Here is a 26,163-nt window from a genome sequence, read left to right on the forward strand (position 1 = left end):
GAGGATAGCCGCGCGGGAAGTGGGCCGACCGTGACTATGCGTGCCCAGCAATCAGGCCGCCTCGCTGACCGGAGGCGTGACCTCGTAGCACCGTCGGTCACGGATCAGTGCCCAGATGACGTTGACGCGTCGGCGGGCCAGGGCGAGCACGGCCTGGATGTGCTTCTTGCCTTCGGCGCGTTTGCGATCGTAGAACTTCCGCGAGTTCGGGTCGTAGCGGACGCTGACCAGTGCGGAGGTGTAGAAGACCCGCTGGAGTCTGCGGTGATGGGTCACCGGCCGGTGGAGGTTGCCGCTGTGGCTTCGTTCACGTGAAGTAGCAGCGTTTGACCAGCAGTTTGGGCAGCAGTTGGCGATCTTGAGTGCTGCAGATGCTCACGAGAAATGACGTCGCCTTGGTGCGTTGCCACCGGAGTGCGGCAGAAGCGGTCCGTCCCTTGATCACCGGTCGTTAGACTCCCGGCGTTCGGATGCTGTCGATGGACTGGAAGGCCAAGCCATGGACGATGACCGTTGGGACGACTGGCCGGAACGGTGGGTCGGCACGGACTGCGACGTGCGGGCGGCCGTCAGCGCGATCCCGCGGGAGGTCAAGGACGGCTTCAGGTACGACGAGGTCCCCTGGCAGCGGTTCCGGCACTTCTACGGCCCGGGCGAGGAGATCCCCGGGCTGCTCTCCAGGCTCGCGTCCGAGGACGCCGAAGCTGCCGACAGGGCCTTGTGGCAGCTCTGGACGAGTCTTCACCACCAGGGCAGCACGATCGCGGTGGGAGCACTGGCGGTGCCGTTCCTACTCCGGATCGCGGCGATCGCGCGCCCCGAACTCCGTGCGCAGACTCTTCGCCTGGTCGCCGAGATCGGCCGGTGTCAGCACATGGGGGACGGATCGCGGGAAGGCCTGCTCCAGGTCGCCGAGGAGCCGCTGATGATCGAGGGCAGCACGATGTGCCCAGTGGACTGGACGATCCAGGCCGCCCGTCAGGCCGTTACGGACGACCTGCACCTTTTGCTCCCGCTTCTCTCCGACCCTGACCCCGAGGTCCGCTCCGTGACCGCGTACGTTCTGGCTGCGGCGACCGACGGGCTTTCACACGTCTCCTCTGCTCTGCAGTCCAGGTTGGCGAAGGAAGACGATGCGGTAGTCCAGGTGAGCCTGATCCTGGCGATCGCCCAACTCGCCCGCGAACACCAGGACGAATATGCCTGCAAGTGGGTCCGGGGCCTGTGGTCGGATCCCGGACGACCTCCCGAGGTCCGCATCGGCGCCGGCCTGGCCTGGCTGTGCCTGGTCACCGACCCCGCCCCCGACGAGCTCCGCACCTTCCTCACGAGCCCCGGCACCCGTCAATACGACAGCCTGCTCCAGCCGGTGCCATGGCTCACCTGGGTCGACTCCACCGGCATCGGGCTGCGCAGCTGCATCGACGAAATGCTCGCGGCGAACATCCCCGAAGCGGTGCTTGACGATCCCTGGGGTGGAGGACCATCAAGCTGAACCATGCAACGGTCAGCCGGCTTTGGCGGGCGCTTCGGTCCGCGCCCGGGTCGAGGCGAGCCGGTAGGAGTCGGTGCCGGTCTCGATGGTGGTGCCGTTGAAAGTGGGGCCGGGCTGCTGGAACGGGGAGGCAACAAGTGGCAGGACTGAAGGTGGCCGGTAAGCCGGATCAGAACATCGAGTTGGCCGCGGAGGCGGGCGATCCGGCCGCGATGAGGGTGCTGGGCAAGTACCGGCACACCGCGGAGGTGGACGCCAACCATGCGGAGGCCGAGCGGTGGCTGCTCGCCGCGGCGGAGGCCGGAGATCTGGAGGCGATGCACGACCTGTCGTGGTTGTACCACGAACGGGCGGCGAGACAGCGCCGTCCGGACAACCAGGCCGACAACGCCGCCTGGTTGAGCTGGTGCCGGCGTGCGGCGGAGGGTGGCTGGGTTGACGCGATGCGCACCATGGCCTTGGTCACCGCGGACACGGACGAGGAGGAATTGTGGCTCCGCCGGGCCGCCGGCGGCGGAGCCAGACGCGAAATGCTGCGCCTCGCCGACATGTTGGCGGGGAAAGGACAGGGAGCCGAAGCGGAGCAGTGGTATCACGCAGCCATCGCCCACGGTCTTCCCTCCGCACGCCATCACCTTGCCTCCTTCCTGATCGCACAGGACCGTCCGTCCGAGGCCGAGGAGTATGTGAGGGCGGAGGCCGAGGCAGGCTCGTGGCCAGCAGCCAGGCAGCTGGCCGAGACCCTCGAAAGAATGGGCCGGGCCGACGAGGCCGCCGACTGGCGCGCACGAGCCGAGGCCTTGAGGCCCCGCACATACGAAGGAGGTGTGCCGGCCGGGCCGGGCCTTGTCGAAGTGATCGTGACGGCCGTGGTCACCACCGCTCTCGTGCCGTTCGTTCAGGCGCTCGTGTCCAAGATCGCCGACGACGCCTACGGACAGGGCCGGCAGTGGATCCGGCGCCTGGTACGCCGAAACCGCGCATCCAGCAACGACACCAACGACGAAGGCACACCGTCTTCCCCGCCCGTCGTCGACGCCGACGCGGGCCTTGCCGTCGTCCAGGACCCGGATGCCGGCATCTCACTCTTCCTCTGGTCGAACGCCTCCGATGAGGCGCTGCGGGCCTTGTCGGCGCTGGACATGGATGAACTGACGCTCCGAAGGCCTGATCAAGGGCGCGTTCACCTGGTGTGGCACCCAGAACCCGGTACCTGGCACGTCCGCGGCCACTGACCTGGGCCCTCTGCCGCCCACGGCAGGGACTCCGACCGTGCAGGTTGGTGACGGGCGCCCGCTGTTGCTGCGCCCGGGGGCACATGGGGTCTCGCCGGTACCGCAGGCGGAGACCGTGTGCCCGCGGATGGTCCGGCGGTGCAGGTGACGAACGGCGGGGGCCACTCGAAGGTCCACCCGTCGGTGCCTTCGCCGATGTCCTCCACGATGCGTTGTCGATGAAGTGGTCCTCGAAGCCTCAAGTACGCCGAGCCCCGTCCAGCGATGCCGCTTCGCCCGCAGCCGCAGCAGCTTTCGCTCACCTGTCCTCGTACGTCCAACGCGTTGCCGAGGCAGGTCGTCTGCGCGTCACCGAGGAGCGCGCGACCCGCCCGCCCCGTTCAGGCAACCGGCAGCGGCACGGCGCTCTCGCTGATCTCCACCGCGCTCGGCGGACGGCTGTACGCGTTCGGCGGGTTCACCGGCGCGGTGCACATGGACCCGCAGCCGGACGCGTCTACGACCCATGCGGGGACCGCTGGGACCGTCTGCCGGACATGCCGGTGGCGCTCGGATCGATCGGAGTGGCAGCCGTCTGCGGGCGCCTGTATCTGCTCGGAGGGCGGGACTCACGTCGCGTCGTCTCCCCGGAGGGCTCGCCCTTCTCGCTGAGGTTCGGGACGGTGCGCACCCATCACGTCTTCGACCCCCAGCGCAACGCCTACGTCGCAGCCCAGCCCTTGCCGGCCGAGAGCCGGGATCATGCCGGCGTCGCCGCTCTCGGTGACCGCGTCCATGTCGTCGGCGGCCGCGTGGAGGACGTGGGCGACAACCTCGCCCGCCACGACGTGTATGACATCCACCGTCGGCAGTGGACACAGGTTGCACCCTTGCCCACCGCCCGCTCTGCCGGAGCAGCGGTCGCCTTGAACGGACGCATCGTGTAAGCGGGCGGCGAATGCAGGCCCGGCAGCAGCACCGACACCTTCGACGACGTCACCGTCTACTACCCCCGCACCGACCGCTGGCGTGCCGTCACGGCGCTGCCGGGCAGTCGTCACGGGGTCGGCGCTGTTGAACTGGACGGCCGTGCCCATTTCGTTGCCGACTCGCCGAGCTGCGGAGGAGGAACCAGCGCCGACACCCTCGAACTGACCATGCGGCCGACAGACGGACGACCAGACCCAGCTTTGACAAGAGCGACCGCCACGCCAGAGCCTGAACGGGACGGTGTGGCGTGTCCGTCGGCTGCAGGCTTCGTTGAAGGGGCAGCGCGCACAGCACCCCCGACAAGTGCGCGAGCTAGAGAGCCTGATCCCCGCCCGGTCTTGGGTCCTCGCGCGTAGCCCGGTCCCGTAACGTTCCGGTGGGCCGGGCTACTTGTCCTTGTCGACCCTTGCCGGGCTGATCGCCGGCGCTCGCCCCCAGTGCCTGGACATGCACCGGCCGCCTGACCGCCGCGAGGAGGCGCCGTACGGGCCGAGGCCTGGCCGGTGCGGCCCTGCCCGTCAAGCGCCTGCTCCGCAATCCGACGCAGCTCACCCGGCAGCGCCCCGCCCCCTTCGCTCCTTGAGGCCGACGGTCGGAGAATGCTCCGCCTCGCCCGGCCACTGGCCGCAGCCCTCCGTCGGCCCTGAGAGAAGCCGACCGAGCCCGGCTGGCTCACCCCCGCTCGAGTACGCCCCAACCTTCCCTGCCCGGCCCGTGCGCCGAAACTCAACCGACCCCGCCCCGCCAGACCTCCGGCACGAAGAACCGGCATCCCGCCACCCGCTACGACGTGGGAGAAACGGTCAGGCGGCCCGAGACCATCACCGACCGCAACCAGGTCGGACCATCAAGAACAGCTGGCATGGATGCGCGGGCGCTGGCCTCACCCGACGGTGGTGATCTGATCCAGGGCGGCGAGAGCGGCGGCGGCCTCGACCTGACGCGGGCTCTTCAACGCGGCGAGGGCGTCGCGGGCGGCGAGGAGTGTCTGCCGTGCCTCGGGGTGTCCCACGGCAGCGAGTGCCCGTCCCAGGTCGAGCCGGGCCTGTTCCACCCAGGCCGGCATCTCGGCGGCCTCGAAGTCGGCGAGTGCTTGCCGCAACGGCGGTTCGGCCTCGTGCCAGCGCTCCAGGGCCGCGAGGTCATTGCCGATCTGCTGCCGGGCGACCGCGTGGTAGAGGGCGATCAGCTCGTCCGTACGGCCCGGGATCCCCGCCCGGCAGATCTGCTCGCTGCGGCGGTGGATGTCGAGGGCCTCTGCCGGCCGGCCCGTCTGCCGCAACAGCGTGCCCAGGGTGTTGAGGATGGTCAGTTCGGCCAGCCGGGCCTGCGGGGAGTCCTGTGCGGCGAGGCACCGGGCCGACTTCCGCAGCCGCCCGTGGGCCTCCTCGGTCCGGCCCAGGCGGTGGAGCGCGCCCGCGCCGTAGCCGAGTGCCCAGCCCTCCTGCAGGCCGTCCCCGCACTCGCGGGCCGCTGTGAGCGCGGCATCGGCCGAGGTCAGGGCGGCGTCGGGGTCGTGGACGCAGAGGTTGTAGGACCAGGCGAGGTAGTTGAGGTGGACTGCCTCTTCCTGTCTGCTGCCCAGCGAGCGCGCGGATTCCGCGGCGCACGCGAACACCTCGACCCATTGCTCCCAGTGCTGGGTGACGTCGGAGAACCAGTGCATGGCCTCTGCCGTGTCCAGGACCTCTCGGTGCCGGCCCGACGCGTGGGCTCGGCGCAGTGCGTCGAGCCACTGGGCACGCTCGGCCTCCAGCCAGGCCCGCGCCTCGTCCCTGCCGACGGGCGCCGTGTCCGGGTCCGGGTCGCGGTGCGGTGCGGCCAGGACCGGGTCGGCCTCGAAGTGCAGTGCGGCGGCGGTGGCCCGGCGCAGCATCCAGCGAGCGGTGCGGTCGAGCGCGGCGTCGCGGTCGCCGGGGCCGTCCTCCGTCTCGGTCAGCTCGGCTGCGTAGAGCCTGAGCAGATCGTGGAAGCTGTACCGCTCGGCGTCGGCATCGCTCTGCAGCAGTCCGGCGTCGGTCAGCTCCTCGGCGCAGGCGAACGCCTCGTCGTAGGACAGTCCGGCCAGGAGCGCGCCGGTTTCGGGGCTGAAGTCCGCGCCGGCGGCCAGTGCGGCCCGGCGCAGGAAGGTCTTTGGTTCTGGGGCGAGTTGCCGGTAGGAGAGCGCGAAGGCGGCGCGCACGCGCAGGTTGCCGGCCTGCAGGCCGTCGAGGCGCCGTCCTTCGGCGGCGAGGCGGGTGGCGAGTTTGCTCAGCCGTTCGTGGGGTCGGCTCAGCAGCCGTTGGCCGGCGATCCGCACGGCCAGTGGGAGGTGTCCGCACAGGTCCGCGAGGTCCCGTGCCGCCTGTGCCTCGGCCTGCACGCGTTCCGGGCCCAGGATGCGGGTGAGGAGTTCCACCGCCTCTTCGCGTCTCAGCAGCGCGAGATCGCTGCGGTGGACGGACTCCAGGCCCGCCAGGGAGTGGCGGCTGGTGACGAGTGTCAGGGACGGTCCGGCAGCGGGCAGCAGGGGGCGGACCTGGGCTTCGTCGGCGGCGTTGTCGAGCAGCAGGAGCACGCGCCGGTCGCTGACCAGGGATCGCCACAGGCCCGCGCGGTCGTCGGTGTCGGCCGGTATCGCGGCGTCGGCGATGCCCATCGCGCCGAGCAGCCGGGACAGCGCGTCCCGGGGCGGGGTCGGCTCGGGGTCCATACCGCGCAGGTCCAGGGCGAACTGCCCGTCGGGGAAGTGCGGAGCGAGGTGATGCGCGGCGTGTACGGCGAACGCGGTCTTGCCCAGCCCCGGCTGGCCGGTGACGACGGTGACCGCCGTCCTGCCGCGCTCGGCGTCATGGGCCAGTTCCAGCAGCCGGGCGAGTGCCGGGGCTCGTGCGGTGAAGTCCCCTATGTCGCGCGGGAGGGCCAACGTGGCGGACGCGGCGGGGCCGTCCGCGGTGCGGGGGCGCGGTCGGCCCAGGGCGGCGGACCGCTCAAGGCGCACTGCCTCGTCGCCTTCCAGTCCCAGCGCTTCGGCCAGAGCCTGAACGGTACGGCGCTGAGGTCCCCGGGTGCGCCCGCGTTCCATGTCCGCCAGTGCTCTGACGCTGACCTCGGCCGCGTGGGCGAGTGCCTCCTGGCTGAGTCCGGCGCGCGTCCGCAGCTGGCGCAGTCGGTGCCCGAAGTCACTGCCGACAGGCGTGGCACCGCGCACTGTTGAAGTCCCCGTTCGTCCGGCTCTCCCAGCGCGAGCCACCGGCAGAAGTATGACAGTCGGCAGTTCTGCCGGGTGAACTGCCTGGGAGACGACGGCGCGCGGTGATCGACTGAAGGCACGGGTTCGCGCACACCCTGCGGTCCGGCTACCGGACGGGCGAGGGCAGCTCAGAACCGCGGTCTACCGACCAGACCACCATGGCCGCCGGCAACCGGCCCGCGGCTCCGCACCAATTCATCGGGGAACCTTTCATGAACACGCTCATGCGCCGTCCCGCCCTGCTCGCTGTTGCCGGCGCGGCACTCGCTCTCTCCCTCACCGCCTGCCAGGGTGGCGAGGACAGCAACGCGTCTTCCTCGGCGTCCTCCTCGGCGAGCGAATCGGCGGCGGCCGGCAAGACCGACGGCGCGTCGGAAACGGCGGAGACGACCGACTCGGCCGGTTCGACCGGGTCGCAGGGCTCTTCGGCGTCTTCGGACTCTTCGGGGTCTGCGGACTCCGCGGGCTCGACCGGCAGGCAGGCTGCCGGCTCCACCCCGGTGTGCACGGCCGGGGACGTCACCATCACTGCCGCCACTCAGGACGGTCCGCCGTACACCCATCTCGTTCTCACGGCGAAGAACACCTCCGGGTACTCGTGCCGCCTGGCGGGCTTCCCGCACGTCCAACTCCTGGAGAGCCACAAGCAGGATGTCCCGGCCGTCGCAAAGAGCAAGCCGGCCGCACCTGTCGTGATCTCGGCAGGGGCCCCGGCCTACGCCCTGCTGAAGGTGTCGGACGGCGGTGTGGACGAGGACAACGAGCCCGTGTCGGCGTTCTCCGTCACGCTGGAGGGCGACTCGACGGTCATCGCCGTCAGCGCGCCCGGCAGTGAGGGCATCGCCGCCGACCCGGCGAAGGCACTCACCGGCTACTGGACTCCCGAACTCCGCAACGGGGCGGACGACTTCTGAAGCCCGTGTCGGCGCCCGAAGGCATCGATCGGTCTTCTCCTGCCTGATCACGTCCGGACGTCGCGGTTTCGCCTGACGATCCGTTGGCGGACGCGCCGCTGCCTGCCGGCGTGAGGCCGTGCACGGGCGTGAGGCCGTGCGGCGGCGCGGGAGGCTGTGCGCGGGACGGGGTGCGGGTTGCGGGCTTGCCGCAGGGCCCCGATCTGCTGAGAGTTCTCGTCTCGGCCCTCCCGCCCGCGCACGGCGCGCCCGCTGGTGGTCATGGGGACACCGGTCGCTGCGCCCTCGGCGCCGAGCCGCAGGCGGCCTCCACCGCGGCCTTCCGCATGGCGTCGCGCGTGTGATGGACGATGCCCGGCACAACCTCGATCAGCACGGGCTCGCTCGCGCCGGCGGGCTCAGTTCGTGCTGCGCGAGGCCCTGCCTGCTGCACACGCGCAACCTGGCGGACGTGGTCCCTGCTCTGCGCCACAGCACACCTGCCCTTCCTGTGAAGCCTTTACGGAAGGTCGACTGGCCGTTGCCGGCGACTCGTCGAGCTGTCCGGAGGGAACTACGAAAGCCCGAAGATGACCGGCCGCCGTGCCTAGTACTCCCTCCTGTGGCCGGACCCGGCCCAGTGCAGCCGACTCGTAGAGATCCGCGACAACGTCCTGGACCGTATCGCCGAGGCCGAGCCGGAAGGCGGGCTCGGCGAGATCGAAGGGCTTCGCGTCAGCCTCACCGGGGCCGAATCCAAGATCGACCAAATGGCCGCGTGCCCTGCTGGCCACCAGCCACAACACCACAGGCCCCCGTACTGAGATATCCAGAAGATCCACGTATTGCAGCGGGCACGTCCGGGATCCTCGGCACTCACCATCGCACCCGACAGTTCAGGTTCAGCCCACGCACGGTTTCGCGATCTGCGTCGTCCTTACCGGGACGGACAAGGAATATCCGCTGGCACCCGACCGGGGCGATTGTGCCTCCCCTGCGCAAGGGGGGGTCTGCTCCTGAGCCACTACCGGTCAATTCGTGACTCGGATAAGGTTGCGATCGAGCCGTGACTGGCGTGTCGAGATGGGCGCAACCATCGGGGAGCGGCTTCGTCACATGGACGTGTGCCGCGCGCCTGGGCTTCTTGGGATCGACCCGGGAGGCACCGTCATGACTCAGCACCTGGATTCCTCGCCCATGGCCATGGGCCGGCCACTGCTGGTCGGGGCCGTCGACATGACAGCCGACTCGTTCCCAGGCGGTGGCAGGTATCTGGCTGCTGAAGGAGCGGTGGGGCGCGCCCGGCGGCTGCGGTCGAAGAGGGCCGACATCATCGAACTGGGTCCTGCATCGAGCCACCTGGGAGCCCAGAAAGTGGGCGCGGCTGAGGAAATCAGACGGCTCGCCGGCGTCATGGAGCAGGTGGTCGCCGAGAGTGTGCCAGTGCCGGCCGACTCGTTCCTTCCTGAGTTCCAGCGCTTCGCCGCCGCTCGTAGGAGCCCCGTACCTGAACGACATCCAGGGCCTTCCCGATCCCGGCTCGTACGAGGAACTCACGGACTATGGTTGTCGGCTGAACGTCGGGCACTCCGTGCAGCGGCGTGCACCGGCCACCGCAGCGTTGACCGATGCCACCGAAGTGGGCAGGAAAATCGGGGAGTTCGTCGCCGAGCGTCTGGCCGCGCCGGACACGGCCGGCATCTGCCGGGAACGGCTGGTCATCGCTCCAGGGCCCTTCGCGCCCTCACCGGAACCAGTATTCCTGGGGTCAGTCCGGCGACTGTGGCGACGGAGTCGTAGGCGGCACGGCACGGAGCGGATTACCTCCGTACCCATGACGTGAGCACCCCCCCCACGATGCGCTCACCGTCTTCTACGCTCGGCAAACCGCCGAAGGAGGAGCATGATGGATCAGCGAGAAGCGATCGTCGCGGTGGTGCGACGCGAAGAGCGAGTGCTCGTCATCCAGCGGGGTCCGCTGGCCAGGCTGTCAGGATACTGGGCGCCCCTGAGCGGCACACTCGAACCGGGTGAGACGCAGGCGGAAGCCCTGGTCCGGGAGGTGCACGAGGAAGTCGGGCTGAGAGTCTCGCCCGTGGCCAAGGTCTGGGAGTCGCAGACCGAGGACGGCACGTTCCGACTGCACTGGTGGACGGCGGAGGCTGAGGAAGGCGAGGTCGTTCTGCATCCGGGTGAGGTGAGCGACGCCCGCTGGGTCACACCTCAGGAGTTCTCCCGACTTCAGCCCGTCTTCGAGACCGACCGCGTGTTCTTCGACCGCGTACTGCCTCAACTCTGACGACGCGTCGAAGGAGTACAGAGCGCTGCGGCGCACAACCTACGCCGCTCGGCACCTCTGTGAGACCGCAGACAGCCAACACGAAGGAGTTCTGGGTGACCGCGTTGGGTCGATACGCCGAGGTCCGAAAGATCCCCGGACTCACGTCCCTGCTCGTGACGGGGGTTGTCGCACGACTCGGCAGCGGCATGACACCGCTTGCCCTGCTGTTGCTCGTCGAGAGGGCGACCGGCCGCTATGCGTACGCCAGTCTCGCGGTCGGTGTGTATGCCCTGGCCGGGGTATCGATCAGCCCGGTGATCGGGCGGATCGCCGACCGGCTGGGCCCTTCCCCGGTTCTCCTGGGCACCGCCGTTGCCCATGCGATGGCCCTGGCCGGGCTGGTGGTCACTGCCCAGGGCGCCGGCGCGCTGCCTCTGATCTGCACGACGGCCGCCGCCGTCGGCGCGACCTATCCGCCTCTCACCGCGGTCATCCGCGGCGCATGCAACCGGCTGACCGGCCCCAGGACCGGCTGGGCACGAATGCGTGGGACCGTGCTGGCCGCGGACACCGCGTTGTACGAGGTCGTCTTCGTCATCGGTCCCCTGCTGGTGGGTGTCTTCGGGGTGATCGCCACCCCGGCTGCCGCGATCATCGCAGCCGCCGGGGTCACACTGGCCGGAACCACCCTGGTGGCATTCGGCGCCGCGATGCGCGCCCAGCGGCCGCATGCCTCCCGCGTCAGGACAAGCGGACTGGGTCCTCTGCGGGTGCCCGGCTTCACCGTTCTGCTGGGCTGTGTCGGCGCGCTGGGGGCGGGGTTCGGCGCCGTCAGCGTGGCGGTACCCGCCTACGCCGCCGAGTACTCCGGCCGCGACTCCGCGGGGCTGGCCGGTCTGCTGCTCGCGGTGTGGGGCCTGGGTTCCGCTGTGGGCGGTCTCTGGTACGGAGCCTGGCCGCCGCGCTCGCCCCTTCACCGGCAACTGGCCTGGCTGCTCGGCTGCGTCGCTCTCAGCCTCGCGGTACTCGCCGTCGTACCGGGCCCGGCGGCGCTGGGCGTCGCACTCGTGCTCGGCGGCGGCGTCATAGCTCCCTGTCTCACGGTCTACATCTCCCTCGTGGGCCGGATGACGCCCACGGACATGCTCACAGAGGCACACACCTGGATCGCCACCGTCCCCGTCGCCGCCAACTCGGTCGGAGGAGCGCTGGCGGGCACCCTTGTGGACGAGCCGGGCGGCGTGCCCTGGGCTTTCGTCATGGCAGGCACCATCGTCGCCGTCGCCGCGGTGACAGCCGCATGGCCGACCGGACCGATCACCCGCGCCGACACCAAAGCCGAGGAGACGACGCCGGCAGCGGCGGACGGTGACGCCACCTGTCCGACAGCGTGAGCCAGTGTCGCTCGCTCACGGGGCGGAATCAGTGCTCCGCAGCTTCGCCGATGGCTCCGGCTGACCTGGCCAACGGCGCCGCAGCGAGGAACGCGGAAGGCTCTCCCACTCACGAGCGGGATCCGCCACTTGGTGGCCTTGGAGCGGTGATACCTGAGCTGAACACGGCGTACGGAGGTTTGGCTCGTCAGACCGTCGCCAGTACCCACTGGTTGAATGCGCGCATGCCAAATGTCCTGCCGTTCTTCATGTGTGCCCTTCTCGGTGCCGTAGCGGTCGCCTTGTATGCCAACAGACGGCAAGACGGGTTGACAGCCCGCTTCACCGATGGTCGACGCGTCACAGTGTCCTGCGCCATCTGCCCGGCCGGAGCCGATCGCTGGGCACGAGGCTTCTTTGTGATCGAGCCGGGGTGCTGGTCGTGGGAGCCTCGCCGTTCGCGTGCCGGCGAGCCAATGCTGCCGGCGGACGCGCGGATCCTGCGGATCCGAAGGCCCGAGGGACGGGAGAGGAACCGACTGCACTATCGCGTTCTGGTGATGGAGTGCACGTCTGCCGAGGGGGACGTCCGTTTGGCGGTACAGCCTGGAGGGTTGGAGCATGTGGTGATGAAACTCGCGCCGACCGGCTACGAGGTGCTGCCGCCTGTCGTGGAGTGATCTGCATTCCCGCCTCTGGGGTATCTGTCGTACACGTGTAGCCGCCGCTGGTACTCGGCGGAACACCCCCTACCGACGGGAAGGACGAGGACTGTGCCTTGTCGCTGACATCGGTCGGCGGAACGCCCCCGCACCAGCGGCGCGCAGCACCAGTTGCCCTCCGGCCTCCTTCCCGCACCGCACACCGTCGCCCCCACCCGGCGGCACGGCCCGGCCGGTGGCCGCCCCTCAGGCGGCGGAGGACCGCAACGCGGCCTTCGACGCGCTGCGGATCGCCGTGGAGCGTGGGCGAGCACACCAGCAACGAACTGCGCCACAGCCACACCCACGTTGCACCGGTCACGTCTTGTGGGCCTACAACGAGGAGCACGTCGACGAGCTGTCTGCCTACGTCGGGGCGCGATTGCGAGAGCGCGGCGGCGTGCGGCCGACGATGTCGATGTTCGCTCGACTGCCGGCGTGGATGAAGAGGTCGGACAATCGCTCGGAGGTGCTGGCCGGCCTCGAGACGCTGCGGGAGCTGGCGAAGCGGATGGCACCTGCTGACCGCTCCGATGCCGCGCACGGGCGCGGTGACCGTCCCCGAGCGCACAGGAGTATGTACTTCCGGGTCGGCCCATATGAGTCTTGAAGGCCCTGGTCACAGCCATTCGTTGATGGCTGCGACGAGAACGGTTGCCTCGTAGCGGACCGGGAGGTCGAAGGACAACGCGAGCTGCACGAGGAACAGCAGCGCCGAGCCCTGAAATCCGCGTCCACCCGCTCCTGATCCACCGAGCCACTGCGGTTCCTCCCTCGTGGTGGCACGCGTGGCTGTCGCTGGGTGGTCAACGGCGTGTTGTACCGGGTGCGGACGGCGCCGCAATGGCGGGACCTGCCTGAGCGGTTCGGCCCGTGGGAAACGGCCTCTCCCGGGTACTCGTCGCATGCAGCGCACGCGAGATCCGGCGTGCTGCCGCCGGACATCGGAGGAGTGATCCATCGTGCCCCGTGCGACCGGCAGCCCGCAGGTGTCCACCGCCACGTCCAGGAACACCGACCGGGCCGACGGCTCGCGGGTGGCACGGTATCCGGCGTGGAGCATGGCGATCGGGGCTGTCGCGGTGTCGGCGTCCGCCGTGCTCCTCGAGCTGGCGCACACCTCACCGGGCACCGCGTCGTTCTACCGGTGTGCTCTGGCCCTTCCGGCGCTGCTCGCGCTCGCTGCTGCGGAACGCCGCCGTGTCGGTACCGTCCCCCGGCACCGGTACCCGCTCGCGCTGTTCGCGGGAGCGCTGTTCGCCGGTGACATGCTGCTCTGGACGCAGGCGATCGGCGAGGTCGGGGCGGGCCTGTCCACGGTGCTGGTGAACGTGCAGGTCGTGCTGGTGCCGCTGCTGGCCTGGGCGATCGACCGGGAACCGGTACCCCGCCGATTCCTGGCGTGCCTGCCGGTGCTGCTGGCAGGTGTGGTGTTGACGGGCGGGGTTCTTGAGCACGGTGGGAGGGTCGGCTCCGATCCGTCCCTGGGCACGGTCCACGCAGTACTGGCGGCGGTGTGCTACTCGGGCTTCCTGTACCTGCTGCGCCGTGGGGGCCATTCCGGGCCCGTACGGCAGGTGTACACGGTGGTCGTCGCGTCGGCGGCGATGGTTTCCCTCGCTGCGGGTCTGGTCCGGTACGGGTTCGACCCGGCCCCCGGGTGGAAGGTCCTCGGCTGGCTGCTGGCAGTGGCCGGGTGCAGCCAGGTCGTGGGCTGGCTGCTGGTCGCGACTGCTTCAGCCCGGCTGGCCAGTCATGTCGGTGCGGTCCTGCTGCTCCTCACCCCGGTCGGCGCGGTGGCGCTGGGCGTGGTCGTACTGGGCGAGCGCCCCACTTTCCTGCAACTGGCGGGCTGCGTACTGATCCTGGTGAGCGCGTACGTCGCGACAGCACGGGGCAGCACATCATCCGACTGACAGGGACGTCAGGTAGCAGCCGCGGCGGAGGGTGGAAGCCTCCTCGGGGGCCCTCATGCTCGGACGAGCAGGAGAGCAGTTGATCTGTACCAGGACCATTCAACATTCTTTTCGCACGGTTTCTGAATCCCGCGGAGAGGCTCTTCTCACGAGCGGCAATCGCGCCCGGGCAGGCTGCCGGCTTGGCCTCGGCCGCTTCTCTCCCCTGCCGTTGGATTGCCGTCTCAAGGGCGTCTCCGCCCTGCTGATCCGCAAGGAAAGCGACAGCCACATCCGCCGGTACCTGTGGGACGGACACTTCTGGTCGGGCTCGTACTTCGCCGGAAGCTGCGGCGGGGCGCCCCTGACCGTCGTGAAGCAGTACATCGAGAACCAGAAGCGCCCCACGTGGCGGGCTGAGGTGAACACTGCGGACCCGTGCTCACCTGCGGGTCAGAGCAGCTCTGAGATGACCTTCACCCCCCGGCGTAAACGCCGGAGCACTGGCCAAGATCAAAGGTAGAGCTCTCCCATGCGATGCGTGTGCTCGACCAGGTCAAGGAAGGCCGTGCGGCGACTGTCACCAAGCTGCTGCCTTCGCTCAGCGTCCGCAGTCGAACTCGTCTGTATTCGGGCAGCTCTGGCGTTTCCCTGGCTCGTCACCCAGCCGGCCAGGACGGCCGTGCCGCCGCCGAGGTCGGCGATCCAAAGGCTGTTGTCCACCGCGTGGCATATGGTGCCCACCTCATCGGCCCTAATCTGTCCTCGACAGGTGGTTCGACCATCCTCGAGGCATCAGAACTTCAGCTGCCAGCGTCAGCACGCACCTCCCGGACCATCGCAGTCGTACGTGATGCCGTTCGAGTCGCTGGCCGCAGGTCCAGGAAGCGATCGACGGCTGGGAGCACGCCTACAACCACCAGCGCCCGCATCCGGCACTCTCCCGTTCGCGGCAGTCGCGAGCCTCCTGAACAGGACGTCACAGAACCGGAGTTGTCCATCGGGGGCGTCCAACCGCCTCTTCTGCCGTCGCAAGGAACCGCGGTCGAGTCGGAAGTGCGGGTGCCAGCCAGCGGCGAGATCACCCCGGTGGCGCGCAAGCAGCGAGTCAGTAACCACCAGGCACTGTCTCGCCGGACACTGATCGTCTGGGTCAACCATGGCAGCGTCCACTTCGTCCTTGCCTCGTTGTCGAGGACGACAATCCCCCGGTCGCGGAGGAGCCCGCGCTTCTAGCCCTGGCACGGCGGCGCCGGGGCGGATCCCGATCCACGGATCCGACCGCGTCCGGCTGGCGAGCCTTCTCGTGCGGTCGGGGGCCTGCGGCGGATGCTCCGACATTGTTCCCTTTGCCACATGTTCCACTTGCCATCTTCACTTGTGCACGAGCTAAATCCCCCGTAGCTTCAATGTCGAAGCTCCACAAGCTCGACAAACACTCACTAAACAGACACAGCAGACGCCTACGCGCACAAAAGGGGACTGGGCGATTACCACCAGTCACTAGATCTGGATGCGGCGCCCCTGCTCTGGATGGTCCTTCAGCCGTTCACCGCGCAGTCCAACGAGAACGACTGCCCTCCAAAGCATCCCTACACAGCTACTCGACTCAGGAGATCGTCATGTCTGACACCGTTCCGCCCCACTCCCGCCGGGCTTTTCTTTCCACCTCGGCTGCTGCAGCTGCCGCAGCAGCAGCGCTCGGAGGTTCCACGAGCCTGTTCTCGGCCAGGCCGGCCGCGGCTGCCGAGAGTGCCACCTCCTACGGTTCACACGCTGACCGGCGCATCCGCCCCTTCCGCGTCCACTTCCCCCAAAGGGACCTCACCGACCTTCGCCGGCGGATCGAGGCAGCACGCTGGCCGGAGAAGGAAACGGTCAGCGATCAGTCGCAGGGCCCACAACTGGCAACGATGCAGAAACTCGCCCGCTACTGGGCCACGGAGTACGACTGGCGTGACGTGGAAGCGAGGCTCAACTCGTGGCCTCAGTTCATCACCGAGATCGACGGCCTGGACATCCACTTCATACACGTCCGCTCCAAGCACAAGAACGCCATGCCGCTGATCGTCACGCACGGCTGGCCGGGGTCGATCATCGAGCAGCTGAAGATCATCGAGCCGCTCACCAACCCCACCGCGCACGGCGGCAGGGCCGAGGACGCCTTCCACGTGGTGATCCCGTCCATGCCGGGCTACGGCTTCTCCGGCAAGCCGACGTCCAAGGGCTGGGGACCTGATCGCATCGCGCATGCCTGGGCGGAGCTGATGCGACGCCTGGGCTACAGGAAGTACGTCGCTCAGGGCGGCGACTGGGGCGCGGTCGTGACCGACCTCCTGGCCGTGCAGGCGCCGACCGGGCTCCTCGGTATCCACACCAACATGCCGGGCATTGTCCCGCCCGCCATCGACAAGGCCATCCAGTCCGGCATGCCGCTGCCCAGCAACCTCTCCCCCGAGGAGAAGCGTGCCTGCCAGCAGCTGGACTTCGTGTACAAGCACATTGCCTACGCTCAGATGATGGGATCGCGTCCCCAGACTCTGACCGGACTGACCGACTCCCCGGTCGGCCTGGCGGCGTTCATGCTCGATCACGACGCGGCCAGCCTCGACCTGATCACACGAGCTTTCAACGGGCAGCGCACGGGTCTCACCCGGGACGACGTCCTGGACAACGTCACCCTGTTCTGGCTGACCAAGACCGCGGTGTCCTCCGCCCGCCTCTATGCCGAGAACAGGTTCCCCTTCTTCGCCGCTAAGGGTGTGTCGATCCCGGTCGCCGTCAGCGTCTTCCCCGACGAGCTCTACCAGACCCCCAAGAGCTGGGCCCAGAAGGCCTACCCCAACCTCATCCACTACAACAAGCTCCCCAAGGGTGGCCACTTCGCCGCCTGGGAGCAGCCGGAGCTCTTCGTGAACGAGGTCCGCTCCGGCTTCCGTTCGCTGCGCTAGAGCCCGGCTCGACGGTGCGGCCGGGCATGGCTTATCCCCGCGCCGCCCGGCCGCACTTGAGAGCGAGCTCGCCAGCACGACTCCACCCCCGCAGGCGCAGCCGTCCTGCAACAGCAGTGCAGCAGCCGGTGCCGACGCTGTCACCGGTGATCCCGGCAGCACTGCTGCCCTGCGGGGCCGGCCCCCACAGCGTCACGTCTCGCCGCCTATCGGCGGTTCCCTCCCCCCACACCGTGGAGCGGTCTTCGCTCCTCACGAAAGGAACCAGCATGTTCGGCAAGCTTGGAGCACCCGAGATCGTCCTCATCCTCGTTGTCGTCATTCTCATCTTCGGTGCGAAGCGCCTGCCCGACATGGCACGCTCACTCGGCCAGTCGATGCGCATCATCAAGAGCGAAACCAAGGCCATGCGCGACCACGACGACGAAGACACGGCTGCTGCAGTTCCCGTCGCCGCGCCGGCCGATTCCACGCGCCACCTCGCCGCCGAGGGACCTCGCAGCGCTGTCCCTGCAATGCAGGAGGCCACCGAGACCGCCTCCGCTCAGAGCATCACCATCACGCGCTGACGCTCGACGCCATCAGCGACAGAAGAAAGGAGGCCTGGCCGTGCTCTCAGTCGCCACCCGCGCTCCTGGAGGGGTGATGCCCCTCACCAGCCATCTGCGCGAGCTTCGGAGCCGCCTGTTGAAAGCCATCAGCGCCATCGCTGTCACGACGATCGTCGCTGGGCTCTTCTACAACCAACTGGTTGACTTCATGCTTGCTCCCCTGCCGGGCTGCACCATTTCCGGCACCAGCAGCAGCACTGAGCGATGCGGGATCATCGCCACCAACGGCCTCCTGGCCCCCTTCACTCTTGCGCTGAAGGTCTCGATCACCGCAGGCCTCATCGGCGCGAGTCCGGTCTGGCTCTACCAACTGTGGGCCTTCCTCTCCCCCGGACTGCGTCACACGGAAAAGAGATACGGACTGGCCTTCCTCGCCACCGGGATCCCCCTGTTCCTGACGGGAGCCGCGATCGCTTACGCCGTGCTCCCCACAACGGCGAGAGTTCTGATCTCCTTCACACCGGGCAAGGCAACGAACATCCTGCCGGTCGACGACTTCCTGGACCTTGCGACACGCATGGTCGTGGTCTTCGGGCTGTCGTTCGAACTGCCGCTGATCCTCGTCATGCTCAACCTGGCGGGCGCGGTGAGCGCGAAACGCATGGCGGGCTGGTGGCGCAACATGGTCATCAGCATCACGGTCTTCTCTGCCATCGCCACACCGAGCAGCGATCCCTTGAGCATGCTGGCCCTTGCCGGGCCCATCACCGCGCTCTACATGGCCGCATGCGCCATCGCCTGGGTCAACGACCGCCGACGCGCCCGACGGAGACCTGCACCCCTCAGCCCGGATGAAGCTTCACCGCTCCTTCCCCCTGAGCCGCCCGGCAGCCACTGATCGACTCGCCTCTGAAAGGCGTCGCACAGGAAGGTCATGCATGTTCCTCGACATGGGGCCACTCGAAATCCTCACGATCTTCGTCGTGGCGGTAGTTGTCATCGGACCCGAGAAGCTACCCAAGGCGATCTCCGAGACTCTGAGTTTAATACGCAAGGTCAGATCCATCTCCGACACGGCCCAGTCGGAAATACGCGCACAACTCGACCCTGAGGAGCTGTTCGGAAGTCAGTACCGAGACCTACGTCCCCAGTCCATGGCCGAAAGGGCACTTCTGGAATCCAAGGAAGAGCTGGCGTTGGCGGAATTCACCAAGGCCTTCGCCAGTGACGCGCACCACGGCGAGCCCGGCATGCGGAAGTCGGGCTAAGGCTCGTCCCGCATGAGCGCGTGAGCTGTGGCCATGCCTGACGGAACGGTCGCTGGGTGGAGCCGAAACGGTTGAACGAGCGCCCGTTGCGCGGGGCCGGGGTGCGTCTTGATTACCTGGTCGGGCGGCGTCTTGAACGAGTGCTTGCGTCCTGGCACCGGTACGGAACGCAGCCCCGGTCCGGCCTGCTGGATGTGTGGCTGATCGACAGCCAGGAGGCCGCCACCCACGTGACGACCGGGTCGGACTGGTGCCTGATCGTAGAGACCTCGGTCCCCTTTGAAGGATACGAGCTGGCGGAGTCTGACCGCGTCGAGGTCGCGCCGGTTCACGGCGAGACCCCGTTCGCGGACCATCTCGGCGAGACGGTCCGGGCGGTACGCGAAGAAGCGGACCCAGACACAGGCCGACACAGCGTCGATCACCCAGGCCACCGGATCGACCATCTGCAGCAGTTCGTGAACCAGTCGACCTGGGATCCGGTGCCCGTGCAGCGGCGCATCAACGAACGTCTGCTGCCGCTTGCGGCGCCCGTCCAGCATGAGTCCCCGCAGATAGCAGTCGCCCTTGGCCCGCTGGTCCTTCCACGGCACCGAAGCCAACACATCGGCCACGAACAACGCCAACGTCGCCCGAACACGCCTCACTTCATGTAAATCCACCAACCCACCATCCTCTTGATCAGCACGAACAGGAAGACCTGACGGAGTCCTACTAGGACACGGCCTTAGGACTGCAATGACCGCACACGATGGTGATCGTTTCCCACCCCCTCCGCTGCCCTGTTCGCTTCAGCTCACGGCCGTCCAGGAGGCTTGATCAGACGGGCCGTGGAAACCGATCTGCCGGACGTGCTCCGGCTCGACCGAGAAGCGTTCGCCGCCGACGCCTACCCCTACTTCGCCCTGCGCCAGTTCTTCGACGCGTGCGATGACCACATGCTGGTCGTGGACGACAATGGCACGCTCACGGGCTACATCATGGCCGCCGCCACGAAACGGGACGGCTCGTGCTGGCTGCTGAGCCTGGGCGTCACCCCGCGCAAGCGCGGGCACGGTCTGGGACGGCTCCTCATGAGCGAATTGCTGCGCGCCCTCCGGGAAGAGGGCATACGCGAGGCCCTGCCCGTGGTCGCTCCGGGCAACACCTCGGCCCTACGTCTCTACAGAGCCCTCGGCTTCAGGATCGCCCCCGACGGACTCCGCCCGGACTACTTCGGCCCGGGCGGGGACCGCCTACCCATCAGCCTGCGCCTAGAGTGAGCCACCGCCCCTGTCAGGGTCGCATCCGGGATGCATGAACAATCCCCGTACAGGTGCGGGAGTTTGAGTCGCTCAGTGGGGTCGCCTGCAGTTCACCCACTTCAACCCGGCACCGGCGAGAAAAGTGCTTACTTGCGTGACTACATGTAATTTGTGGCCGGCAAGTCCTTGCCGTGGCGAAGACTTGCCGTCGTGGGGTCTTCACGTCGGCATGAGGCGGCCGATAGACCCAGGGTATGTCCTCCCCTTCTCAGGCTTCCGCCTTGCGGCGCAGACGCTGGCAGCTGATCTCGGCCGTCACCGCGGTGCCGCTGCTGGCGTCGGGACTCGCAGTTCCGCAAGCGCCCGCACAAGCCGCTCCGCGCAAGCCCACCGCTCCCGCCAAGCCGACGACGACCCACAAGGTCACTCTGGTCACCGGCGACGTCGTCTCAGTCACCACGGTGGCCGACGGCAAGCAGATCGCAGATGTCGACCGGCCGGACAGCGCCGTCGGCGGCGTGAAACTCCAGGAGATCAAGGGGGACTTGTTCGTCATCCCGGACGAAGCGGCGCCGCTGCTGGGCGCGGGCAAGCTGGACAGGCGCCTGTTCAATGTCACCGACCTCATCGAGATGGGCTACGACGACGCGAAGTCGGCCGCGGTGCCACTGATCGCGACGTACGCCCGGTCGAAGTCCCGCTCGGCCGTCGAGCCGACGGCCCCCCGCGGCAGCAAGCTGACCCGCGAGCTCAAGGGGATCCGCGGTGCCGCGCTCAAGGCCGAGAAGCGGCAGGCCCGCACCTTCTGGAACACCGTCGCGCCACAGGACAGCAGGACGTTGGGCGCGGGTGTGGCGAAGCTGTGGCTCGACGGTCGTGTGAAGGCCGACCTGAAGGAGAGCGTGCCGCTGATCGGCGCGCCCGAGGCATGGGCGGCCGGATACAACGGCAAGGGCGCCAAGGTCGCGGTGCTCGACACCGGCATCGACGTCAACCACCCCGACTTCGCCGGCGTGATAGACGGCACGGCCAGCTTCGTGCCGGGTGAGGCCGTTACCGACCTCAACGGGCACGGCACGCATGTGGCCGGCACGATCGTCGGCTCGGGCGCCGCCTCCGGCGGCGACTACAAGGGCGTCGCCCCCGGCGCCGACCTGATCGTCGGCAAGGTGCTCGGCGGCGCGGAGGGCTACGGCCAGGACTCCTGGGTCATGGCCGGCATGCAGTGGGCCGCCGAATCCGGTGCCGACGTCGTCAACATGAGCCTCGGCGACACCTACCCGACGGACGGCAGCGACCCGATGTCACAGACGGTCGACGCGCTGTCCGCGCAGTACGGCACGCTGTTCGTCATCGCCGCCGGCAACGCGGGACCGGAGAGCATCTCCTCCCCGGGGGCGGCCGACTCGGCGCTGACCGTGGCCGCCACGGACAAGGAGGACCGGCTCGCGTCCTTCTCCAGCACCGGCCCGCTGGCCTACTCCGGCGGGATGAAGCCGGACATCGCGGCACCCGGCGTGGACATCACCGCGGCCCGCTCGCAGGAGATGACCGACGGTGGCGAGGGCATGTACCGCACCCTCAGCGGCACCTCGATGGCCACCCCGCACGTGGTCGGCGCGGCGGCGATCCTGGCCCAGCAGCACCCGGACTGGACCGGCGCGCAGCTCAAGGAACACCTGATGAGCACCGCGAAGGGCCTGGACAACGGGTACTCGCCTTACGAGGTCGGCACCGGTCGTCTCGACGTGGCGGCCGCCGTGCGCACCACGGTCCGCGGCACCGGATCGCTCTTCTTCGGCAACTACAGATGGCCGCACGAGCCGAGCGACGTCGCCGTCACCAAGGACCTGACCTTCACCAACACCGGTTCCACCGATGTCACGTTGAACCTGGCGCTGAACGAGGACGGCGGCCCGTTCGCGCTGGGAGCCACCAAAGTGACCGTCCCGGCAGGCGGTAGCGCCGCCGTCCCGGTGACCGGTGACCCGCAATCCGCTTCCGCAGGCCGGCACGTCGGCTACGTGACAGCCACCGACGCGGCCACAGGGAAGCCGGTGACCCGCACGTCCGTGGCGCTGCTCAAGGAGGAGGAGCGCTACGACCTGAACATCAAGCTGGTCGGCCGGGACGGCAAGCCTGCCACCGGCACGGTCACGGTCAACCTGGCCGGCGACCTCTGGCCGTGGTCGGTCTACGTCGACGGCTCGACCACCATGCGCATGGCACCCGGCACGTACACCGTGGCGGGGTACCTCGATGTGGCCGGTGAGAAGGCGGACCGTGCGGGTCTGGCCGTGCTGGTGGCCCCGGAGACCGTGATCAAGGACGGCTCCGCGGACGTGGTGCTGGACGCGAGCAAGGCCCGTCTGCTGCAGACCGAGGCGCCGCAGCGCACCGAGGACCGTCAGCGCAAGGTCGACTTCAACGTCCACTACATGGGCCACGACTCGTACACGGACTACCGCAGCGCGTACGTGCTACCGCCGACGTACGACGACGTCTACGTCTCGCCCACGAAGCCGATGAAGCAGGGCGAGTTCATGCTGACCACCCGCTGGCGCAAGGGCAAGCCTCGGCTCAGCCTGAGCGCGTTGGGCGGTCGCCGACGCTTCGACGCAATGGTGCAGACGGGCAGCGCCCTGGACACCGCCACGGACAGACTGGACGCCGTCTACGCGGGCAACGGCGCGGCGGCCGCCTACAAGAAGGTCAAGGCCAAGGGCAAGGCCGTCGTCGTCGAGCGCAGCGACGAGGTCTCGCCGCAGGAGCGCACCGTGGCCGCGATCGAGGCCGGCGCCAAGGCGTTGATCGTGGTCAACGACGGTGTCGGTGCCCTGATGGAATACGTCGGCGAGTCCACCATCCCAGTGGCCACCGTGCACCGCGACGCCGGCAAGAGCCTCATCTCGATGGCCAAGACCGGCAGACTCAAACTGACCACGACGCAGACCGAGTACACGCCGTATGTCTACGACCTGACCCGGAACTACCCCGGCCAGGTGCCGGACCGGGCCTTGGTCTACAAGCCGGCCAAGGGCGACCTCGCCCGCATCGATGCCCGCTACTACTCGGCCACGGGCGGGAAGCCGGCGGAGGGCTACCGTTCCGACTTCACTCTCAGCCCGTCGTTCAACCTCCCCGAGGCCGAGTGGCACCCGGGCACCCGCACCGAATGGGTGACTCCGGGTCAGGTCTGGAGGGAGTTCCACGCGCAGGGCGTCGACGGATCCCTGCCGTGGGTGATGGTCTCGGGCGACAACACGTATGCCAGGGGCAGCACCACCCGGCTGGACTGGTTCGCTCCGGCGACCCGGCCCGGCCAGGGAGAGGCCTTCGGCGTGTACAACTCCCGCTGGCAGAACTACATGACCTGGAACGTGCAGGCGTGGGCCTCCGCCAGCGCCAACATGCGGCTGGGCGGCTTCCTGCCGTGGGGTGAGACACCGACCCACCTGCAGGTCTTCCAGGGCGACACGCTGATCCACGACAACCCGTCGAGCACAGACATGCAGTGGGTGGAGGTGCCGGCGGGCAACCTGCCCTACCGCGCTGTACTCGACGCGGAGCGGCCTGCCGACGTCTTCCGGTTGTCGACGCGCACCCACACCGAGTGGACCTTCATGTCCGACACCGTCGACTCGGACTTCTTCGAGCCGTTCTCGGTGCTGAACCTGGACTACAAGCTGGAGTCGGACCTGCACGGCGACGTCCAGGCCCACCGGACCCAGAAGATCGCGCTCAAGCCGGTGTCGCTGGACGGCGGCGCCGTGCCGGGCAAAGTCACCACGGTGAAGCTGGATATCTCGTACGACGACGGCTCCACCTGGCAGAAGGTGACCCTGACCAAGGGTGCCGACGGCTACTGGACGGGCTCGTTCACAACGGCCAGGAAGCCCGGCGGCTTCCTCTCGGTCCGCGCGAGCGCCGAGGCGCGCGGCGGCTTCGGCGTCAAGAACGAGATCATCCGGGCGTACGGCCTGCGATGAACCGCGCTGACGGGCCCCGGGGAGCCGACTCTCCGGGGCCCGTCCCACACCTGCTCCCATCAGGAACTATTCGCAGTCTGCCGCCATGGTGCATACTCCCCCCGCTGCGGAAAGCGGAAGAGAGTCGGTCGCCGATGCTGGATGTTCTGGGCCTCGAACCCGATGACGAGCGCGTCTACCGAGCGCTGATCGGACGGCCAAGCTCCACCGTGATGCTGCTGTCGGATCTGCTCGTCATGGCGCAGACTCAGGTCGACAAGGCCTTGTCCCGACTGGTCGGGTGGGGACTGGTGATCAGGTCGGCGGACGAGCAGTTCACCGCCGCGCCGCCGGCCATGGCGCTCGGCGCTCTCATCAGTCAGCGCCGGGACGGGTTGCGCGCGGCTGAGCATGCCCTGGTGACCTTCGCCGAGGAACACCGGGCGGCGATGACCGGAAGCAGCATCGTCGATCTGATCGAGGTCGTCACGGGCGTCGACGCCATCCGACATCGCTATCTCCAGGTACAACAGGCGGCCCGCACACAGGTCCGCACCTTCATCACCGCACCGTTCGTCGCCCTGCCTCCCGACGAGAACACGGCCGAACCCATGGCCATCGGCCGGGGCGTGCACTTCCGGGCGGTACTGGACCGGGCCGTGCTGGCGGAGCCGGGCATCGTCAACGACGCGATCGATTCCCTGCGCAACGGCGTGCACCTGCGTGTCGCTGACCAGCTGCCCATGAAACTCATGCTGGCCGACGCCGAACTCGGCCTCGTCCCGCTCGCGACCACGCCGACCGGAGAGCCCGGCGCGGTGCTGCTGCACCGCAGCGGCCTGCTGGACGCGATGGACGCGCTGTTCGAGACGGTATGGCGCACCGCCCACCCGCTGGAGCTGTCAGTCACCGGGGAAGAAGCCGAACGGGCTGTCGAGCTCGGGACGGAGGGCCCGACCGACCTCGACCGAAGGATCCTCGCGCTCCTGCTGGCCGGCGTAACCGACCCGACGACCGCGACACAGCTCGGTCTGTCACCCCGCACACTGCACCGACGCCTGCGCCACCTCATGGACATAGCCGGAGTCCGCACTCGCATGCAGCTCGGCGGCCACGCCGTCCGCCACGGGTGGGCGGAGCCACCGGCACCGAAGCAGACGTGACGGTGATACCGCCAGTGGCGGGCGCGTCACATCGATCGATTACGAGGACACCCTGTCCTCCCGGGCACGGACACCTTCAGCCAAGACAGCAGCGCAATGCCCTCGCCGAGGCTGAGTCCAAAGGCGAGCTTCCCCATGACGACGAAGCCACCGTCCTCGCGCTCGATGAGGTCCGGGCCATGTCGTACCCGGTCCGACCGCGCTCGGCAGGCGTCGATCCGACACGGCGCGTGGGACCCCTTGGTGACAGGATCGTGCCATGGGCATCGAGACCAACTGGGCGTACCGGGTGGACGAGCCGCACGGCTCACAGGGATGGCGCCCCTACGGCACCGACCCCGAACGATGGCGAGGCACGATCACCGCCGAAGCTTCGAGCGAGAACCCTCAGTACGCCCTCTCCCTCGTCATCACCGCCCTGATGACCGAGTGGAAGGCGGCCGGGCTTCACCAGGCGAAATCCGTGCGCGTCCTCCTCTGGCGCGAAACGGAGAGCGACGACAAGGACGCCGACGCCATCGTGGAGATACGACCGAGCATCCACACTGAGTTATCGGCGAGCGAGACGACCCGCCCACGGACAGGACACCGGCCCAGAAGCACGCACGACAGACGGATCAAGAATCCGGAGGCCCCTCGTTACGTTGCGTGAGCGGGTCTGGACGGTGGTGTCCACCACGCACGCGATTCTCGAGCTTGGCGACCGGATGGTCTGTCAAGGTGTCCAGCGCCGGCCACGGGCAGCAGGTGTCGCGCTCGGTGGTGGTGGGCCGGTTGTCGGGTGGGGCGAAGCGCACCGGTACCGTGATCCGCCCCCGTACAGTTCCAGACCGTCGCCGCGGTGGGTGGGGGTCGGCTGGGAGGCGGGCCCGACGTCGTAGAGGGCGGCGTACGGCGCGTCGCCGGACGGGTCGCCGGTGAAGATCCGCACGGTCCGATTGGCC

19 protein-coding genes, 7 pseudogenes and 1 riboswitch are annotated in these 26,163 nt (G+C 68.6%); of the genes and pseudogenes, 21 read left to right on the plus strand and 5 right to left on the minus strand.

Annotation, left to right across the window (positions count from 1 at the left end):
• Positions 1-51: 51 nt before the first annotated feature.
• A pseudogene (locus tag ACZ4IF_RS41065) lies at positions 52-297 on the minus strand (IS110 family transposase); the annotation flags it as partial.
• Between the two features lie 202 nt (positions 298-499).
• Here ACZ4IF_RS41065 and ACZ4IF_RS41070 point away from each other — a divergent pair.
• Positions 500-1,495, plus strand: a complete 996-nt coding sequence (locus ACZ4IF_RS41070; protein ID WP_467573278.1) for a hypothetical protein — start codon at positions 500-502, stop codon at positions 1,493-1,495.
• 12 nt (positions 1,496-1,507) lie between these two features.
• Here ACZ4IF_RS41070 and ACZ4IF_RS41075 read toward each other — a convergent pair.
• Positions 1,508-1,600, minus strand: a pseudogene (locus ACZ4IF_RS41075) (ATPase); the annotation flags it as partial.
• Between the two features lie 32 nt (positions 1,601-1,632).
• On the opposite strand from ACZ4IF_RS41075, the gene ACZ4IF_RS41080 reads away from it, so the two are divergent.
• From ACZ4IF_RS41080 to ACZ4IF_RS41090, 3 genes and pseudogenes are all read left to right on the plus strand, one after another.
• Positions 1,633-2,730 (plus strand): tetratricopeptide repeat protein, encoded by a 1,098-nt coding sequence (locus tag ACZ4IF_RS41080; RefSeq protein WP_467573280.1) that lies wholly within the window; start codon positions 1,633-1,635, stop codon positions 2,728-2,730.
• 536 nt (positions 2,731-3,266) lie between these two features.
• On the plus strand, positions 3,267-3,656 hold the full coding sequence (locus ACZ4IF_RS41085; protein ID WP_467573282.1) for a Kelch repeat-containing protein: 390 nt from the start codon (positions 3,267-3,269) through the stop codon (positions 3,654-3,656).
• Positions 3,657-4,301: 645 nt separating this feature from the next.
• Positions 4,302-4,546: pseudogene (locus tag ACZ4IF_RS41090) on the plus strand (NF041680 family putative transposase); the annotation flags it as partial.
• 36 nt (positions 4,547-4,582) lie between these two features.
• Here ACZ4IF_RS41090 and ACZ4IF_RS41095 read toward each other — a convergent pair.
• Positions 4,583-6,889, minus strand: a complete 2,307-nt coding sequence (locus ACZ4IF_RS41095) for an ATP-binding protein (protein ID WP_467573284.1) — start codon at positions 6,887-6,889, stop codon at positions 4,583-4,585.
• A gap of 254 nt (positions 6,890-7,143) precedes the next feature.
• Between ACZ4IF_RS41095 and ACZ4IF_RS41100 the strand changes: the two genes are divergently transcribed.
• The 13 genes and pseudogenes from ACZ4IF_RS41100 to ACZ4IF_RS41160 all read left to right on the plus strand — a co-directional run bounded on the left by ACZ4IF_RS41100 (position 7,144) and on the right by ACZ4IF_RS41160 (position 18,844).
• Complete coding sequence (locus tag ACZ4IF_RS41100) at positions 7,144-7,845, plus strand: DUF4232 domain-containing protein (protein ID WP_467573286.1); 702 nt, start codon at positions 7,144-7,146, stop codon at positions 7,843-7,845.
• A gap of 1,035 nt (positions 7,846-8,880) precedes the next feature.
• Positions 8,881-8,972, plus strand: a riboswitch (ZMP/ZTP riboswitch).
• 88 nt (positions 8,973-9,060) lie between these two features.
• A complete protein-coding gene (locus ACZ4IF_RS41105) occupies positions 9,061-9,624 on the plus strand; it encodes a dihydropteroate synthase (RefSeq protein WP_467573464.1) in 564 nt (187 codons plus the stop codon).
• A 106-nt stretch (positions 9,625-9,730) separates the two neighbouring features.
• Positions 9,731-10,123, plus strand: a complete 393-nt coding sequence (locus ACZ4IF_RS41110; RefSeq protein ID WP_467573288.1) for an NUDIX domain-containing protein — start codon at positions 9,731-9,733, stop codon at positions 10,121-10,123.
• A gap of 95 nt (positions 10,124-10,218) precedes the next feature.
• Positions 10,219-11,499, plus strand: a complete 1,281-nt coding sequence (locus ACZ4IF_RS41115; protein WP_467573290.1) for an MFS transporter — start codon at positions 10,219-10,221, stop codon at positions 11,497-11,499.
• Positions 11,500-11,723: 224 nt separating this feature from the next.
• Positions 11,724-12,158 (plus strand): hypothetical protein, encoded by a 435-nt coding sequence (locus ACZ4IF_RS41120; RefSeq protein ID WP_467573295.1) that lies wholly within the window; start codon positions 11,724-11,726, stop codon positions 12,156-12,158.
• A gap of 781 nt (positions 12,159-12,939) precedes the next feature.
• A pseudogene (locus tag ACZ4IF_RS41125) lies at positions 12,940-13,065 on the plus strand (transposase); the annotation flags it as partial.
• Positions 13,066-13,141: 76 nt separating this feature from the next.
• Complete coding sequence (locus ACZ4IF_RS41130) at positions 13,142-14,095, plus strand: DMT family transporter (RefSeq protein ID WP_467573297.1); 954 nt, start codon at positions 13,142-13,144, stop codon at positions 14,093-14,095.
• 223 nt (positions 14,096-14,318) lie between these two features.
• Positions 14,319-14,474: pseudogene (locus ACZ4IF_RS41135) on the plus strand (transposase); the annotation flags it as partial.
• Between the two features lie 490 nt (positions 14,475-14,964).
• A complete protein-coding gene (locus ACZ4IF_RS41140; RefSeq protein WP_467573467.1) occupies positions 14,965-15,045 on the plus strand; it encodes a hypothetical protein in 81 nt (26 codons plus the stop codon).
• Positions 15,046-15,861: 816 nt separating this feature from the next.
• Positions 15,862-17,025, plus strand: coding sequence for an epoxide hydrolase family protein (locus ACZ4IF_RS41145; protein WP_467573471.1), 1,164 nt, complete (start codon positions 15,862-15,864; stop codon positions 17,023-17,025).
• Positions 17,026-17,294: 269 nt separating this feature from the next.
• Positions 17,295-17,594, plus strand: coding sequence for a Sec-independent protein translocase subunit TatA (gene tatA, locus ACZ4IF_RS41150; RefSeq protein ID WP_467573300.1), 300 nt, complete (start codon positions 17,295-17,297; stop codon positions 17,592-17,594).
• A gap of 76 nt (positions 17,595-17,670) precedes the next feature.
• On the plus strand, positions 17,671-18,474 hold the full coding sequence (gene tatC / locus ACZ4IF_RS41155; protein ID WP_467573303.1) for a twin-arginine translocase subunit TatC: 804 nt from the start codon (positions 17,671-17,673) through the stop codon (positions 18,472-18,474).
• Positions 18,475-18,514: 40 nt separating this feature from the next.
• The gene (locus ACZ4IF_RS41160) at positions 18,515-18,844 is read left to right on the plus strand and encodes a twin-arginine translocase TatA/TatE family subunit (RefSeq protein ID WP_467573305.1); all 330 of its coding nucleotides are present in this window, start codon (positions 18,515-18,517) and stop codon (positions 18,842-18,844) included.
• A gap of 521 nt (positions 18,845-19,365) precedes the next feature.
• Here the strand turns inward: ACZ4IF_RS41160 and ACZ4IF_RS41165 are convergent.
• A pseudogene (locus tag ACZ4IF_RS41165) lies at positions 19,366-19,506 on the minus strand (IS701 family transposase); the annotation flags it as partial.
• 168 nt (positions 19,507-19,674) lie between these two features.
• Between ACZ4IF_RS41165 and ACZ4IF_RS41170 the strand changes: the two are divergent.
• From ACZ4IF_RS41170 to ACZ4IF_RS41185, 4 genes are all read left to right on the plus strand, one after another.
• A complete protein-coding gene (locus ACZ4IF_RS41170; RefSeq protein ID WP_467573308.1) occupies positions 19,675-20,106 on the plus strand; it encodes a GNAT family N-acetyltransferase in 432 nt (143 codons plus the stop codon).
• Between the two features lie 263 nt (positions 20,107-20,369).
• Complete coding sequence (locus ACZ4IF_RS41175) at positions 20,370-24,077, plus strand: S8 family serine peptidase (protein WP_467573311.1); 3,708 nt, start codon at positions 20,370-20,372, stop codon at positions 24,075-24,077.
• Between the two features lie 134 nt (positions 24,078-24,211).
• On the plus strand, positions 24,212-25,219 hold the full coding sequence (locus ACZ4IF_RS41180) for a transcriptional regulator TrmB (protein WP_467573314.1): 1,008 nt from the start codon (positions 24,212-24,214) through the stop codon (positions 25,217-25,219).
• Positions 25,220-25,478: 259 nt separating this feature from the next.
• The gene (locus tag ACZ4IF_RS41185) at positions 25,479-25,871 is read left to right on the plus strand and encodes a hypothetical protein (RefSeq protein WP_467573317.1); all 393 of its coding nucleotides are present in this window, start codon (positions 25,479-25,481) and stop codon (positions 25,869-25,871) included.
• Positions 25,872-25,953: 82 nt separating this feature from the next.
• Here ACZ4IF_RS41185 and ACZ4IF_RS41190 read toward each other — a convergent pair.
• Positions 25,954-26,162: pseudogene (locus ACZ4IF_RS41190) on the minus strand (uracil-DNA glycosylase); the annotation flags it as partial.
• Between the last annotated feature and the right edge of the window lies 1 nt (position 26,163).

The sequence above is a fragment of the Streptomyces sp. NPDC025784 genome (assembly GCF_055558435.1).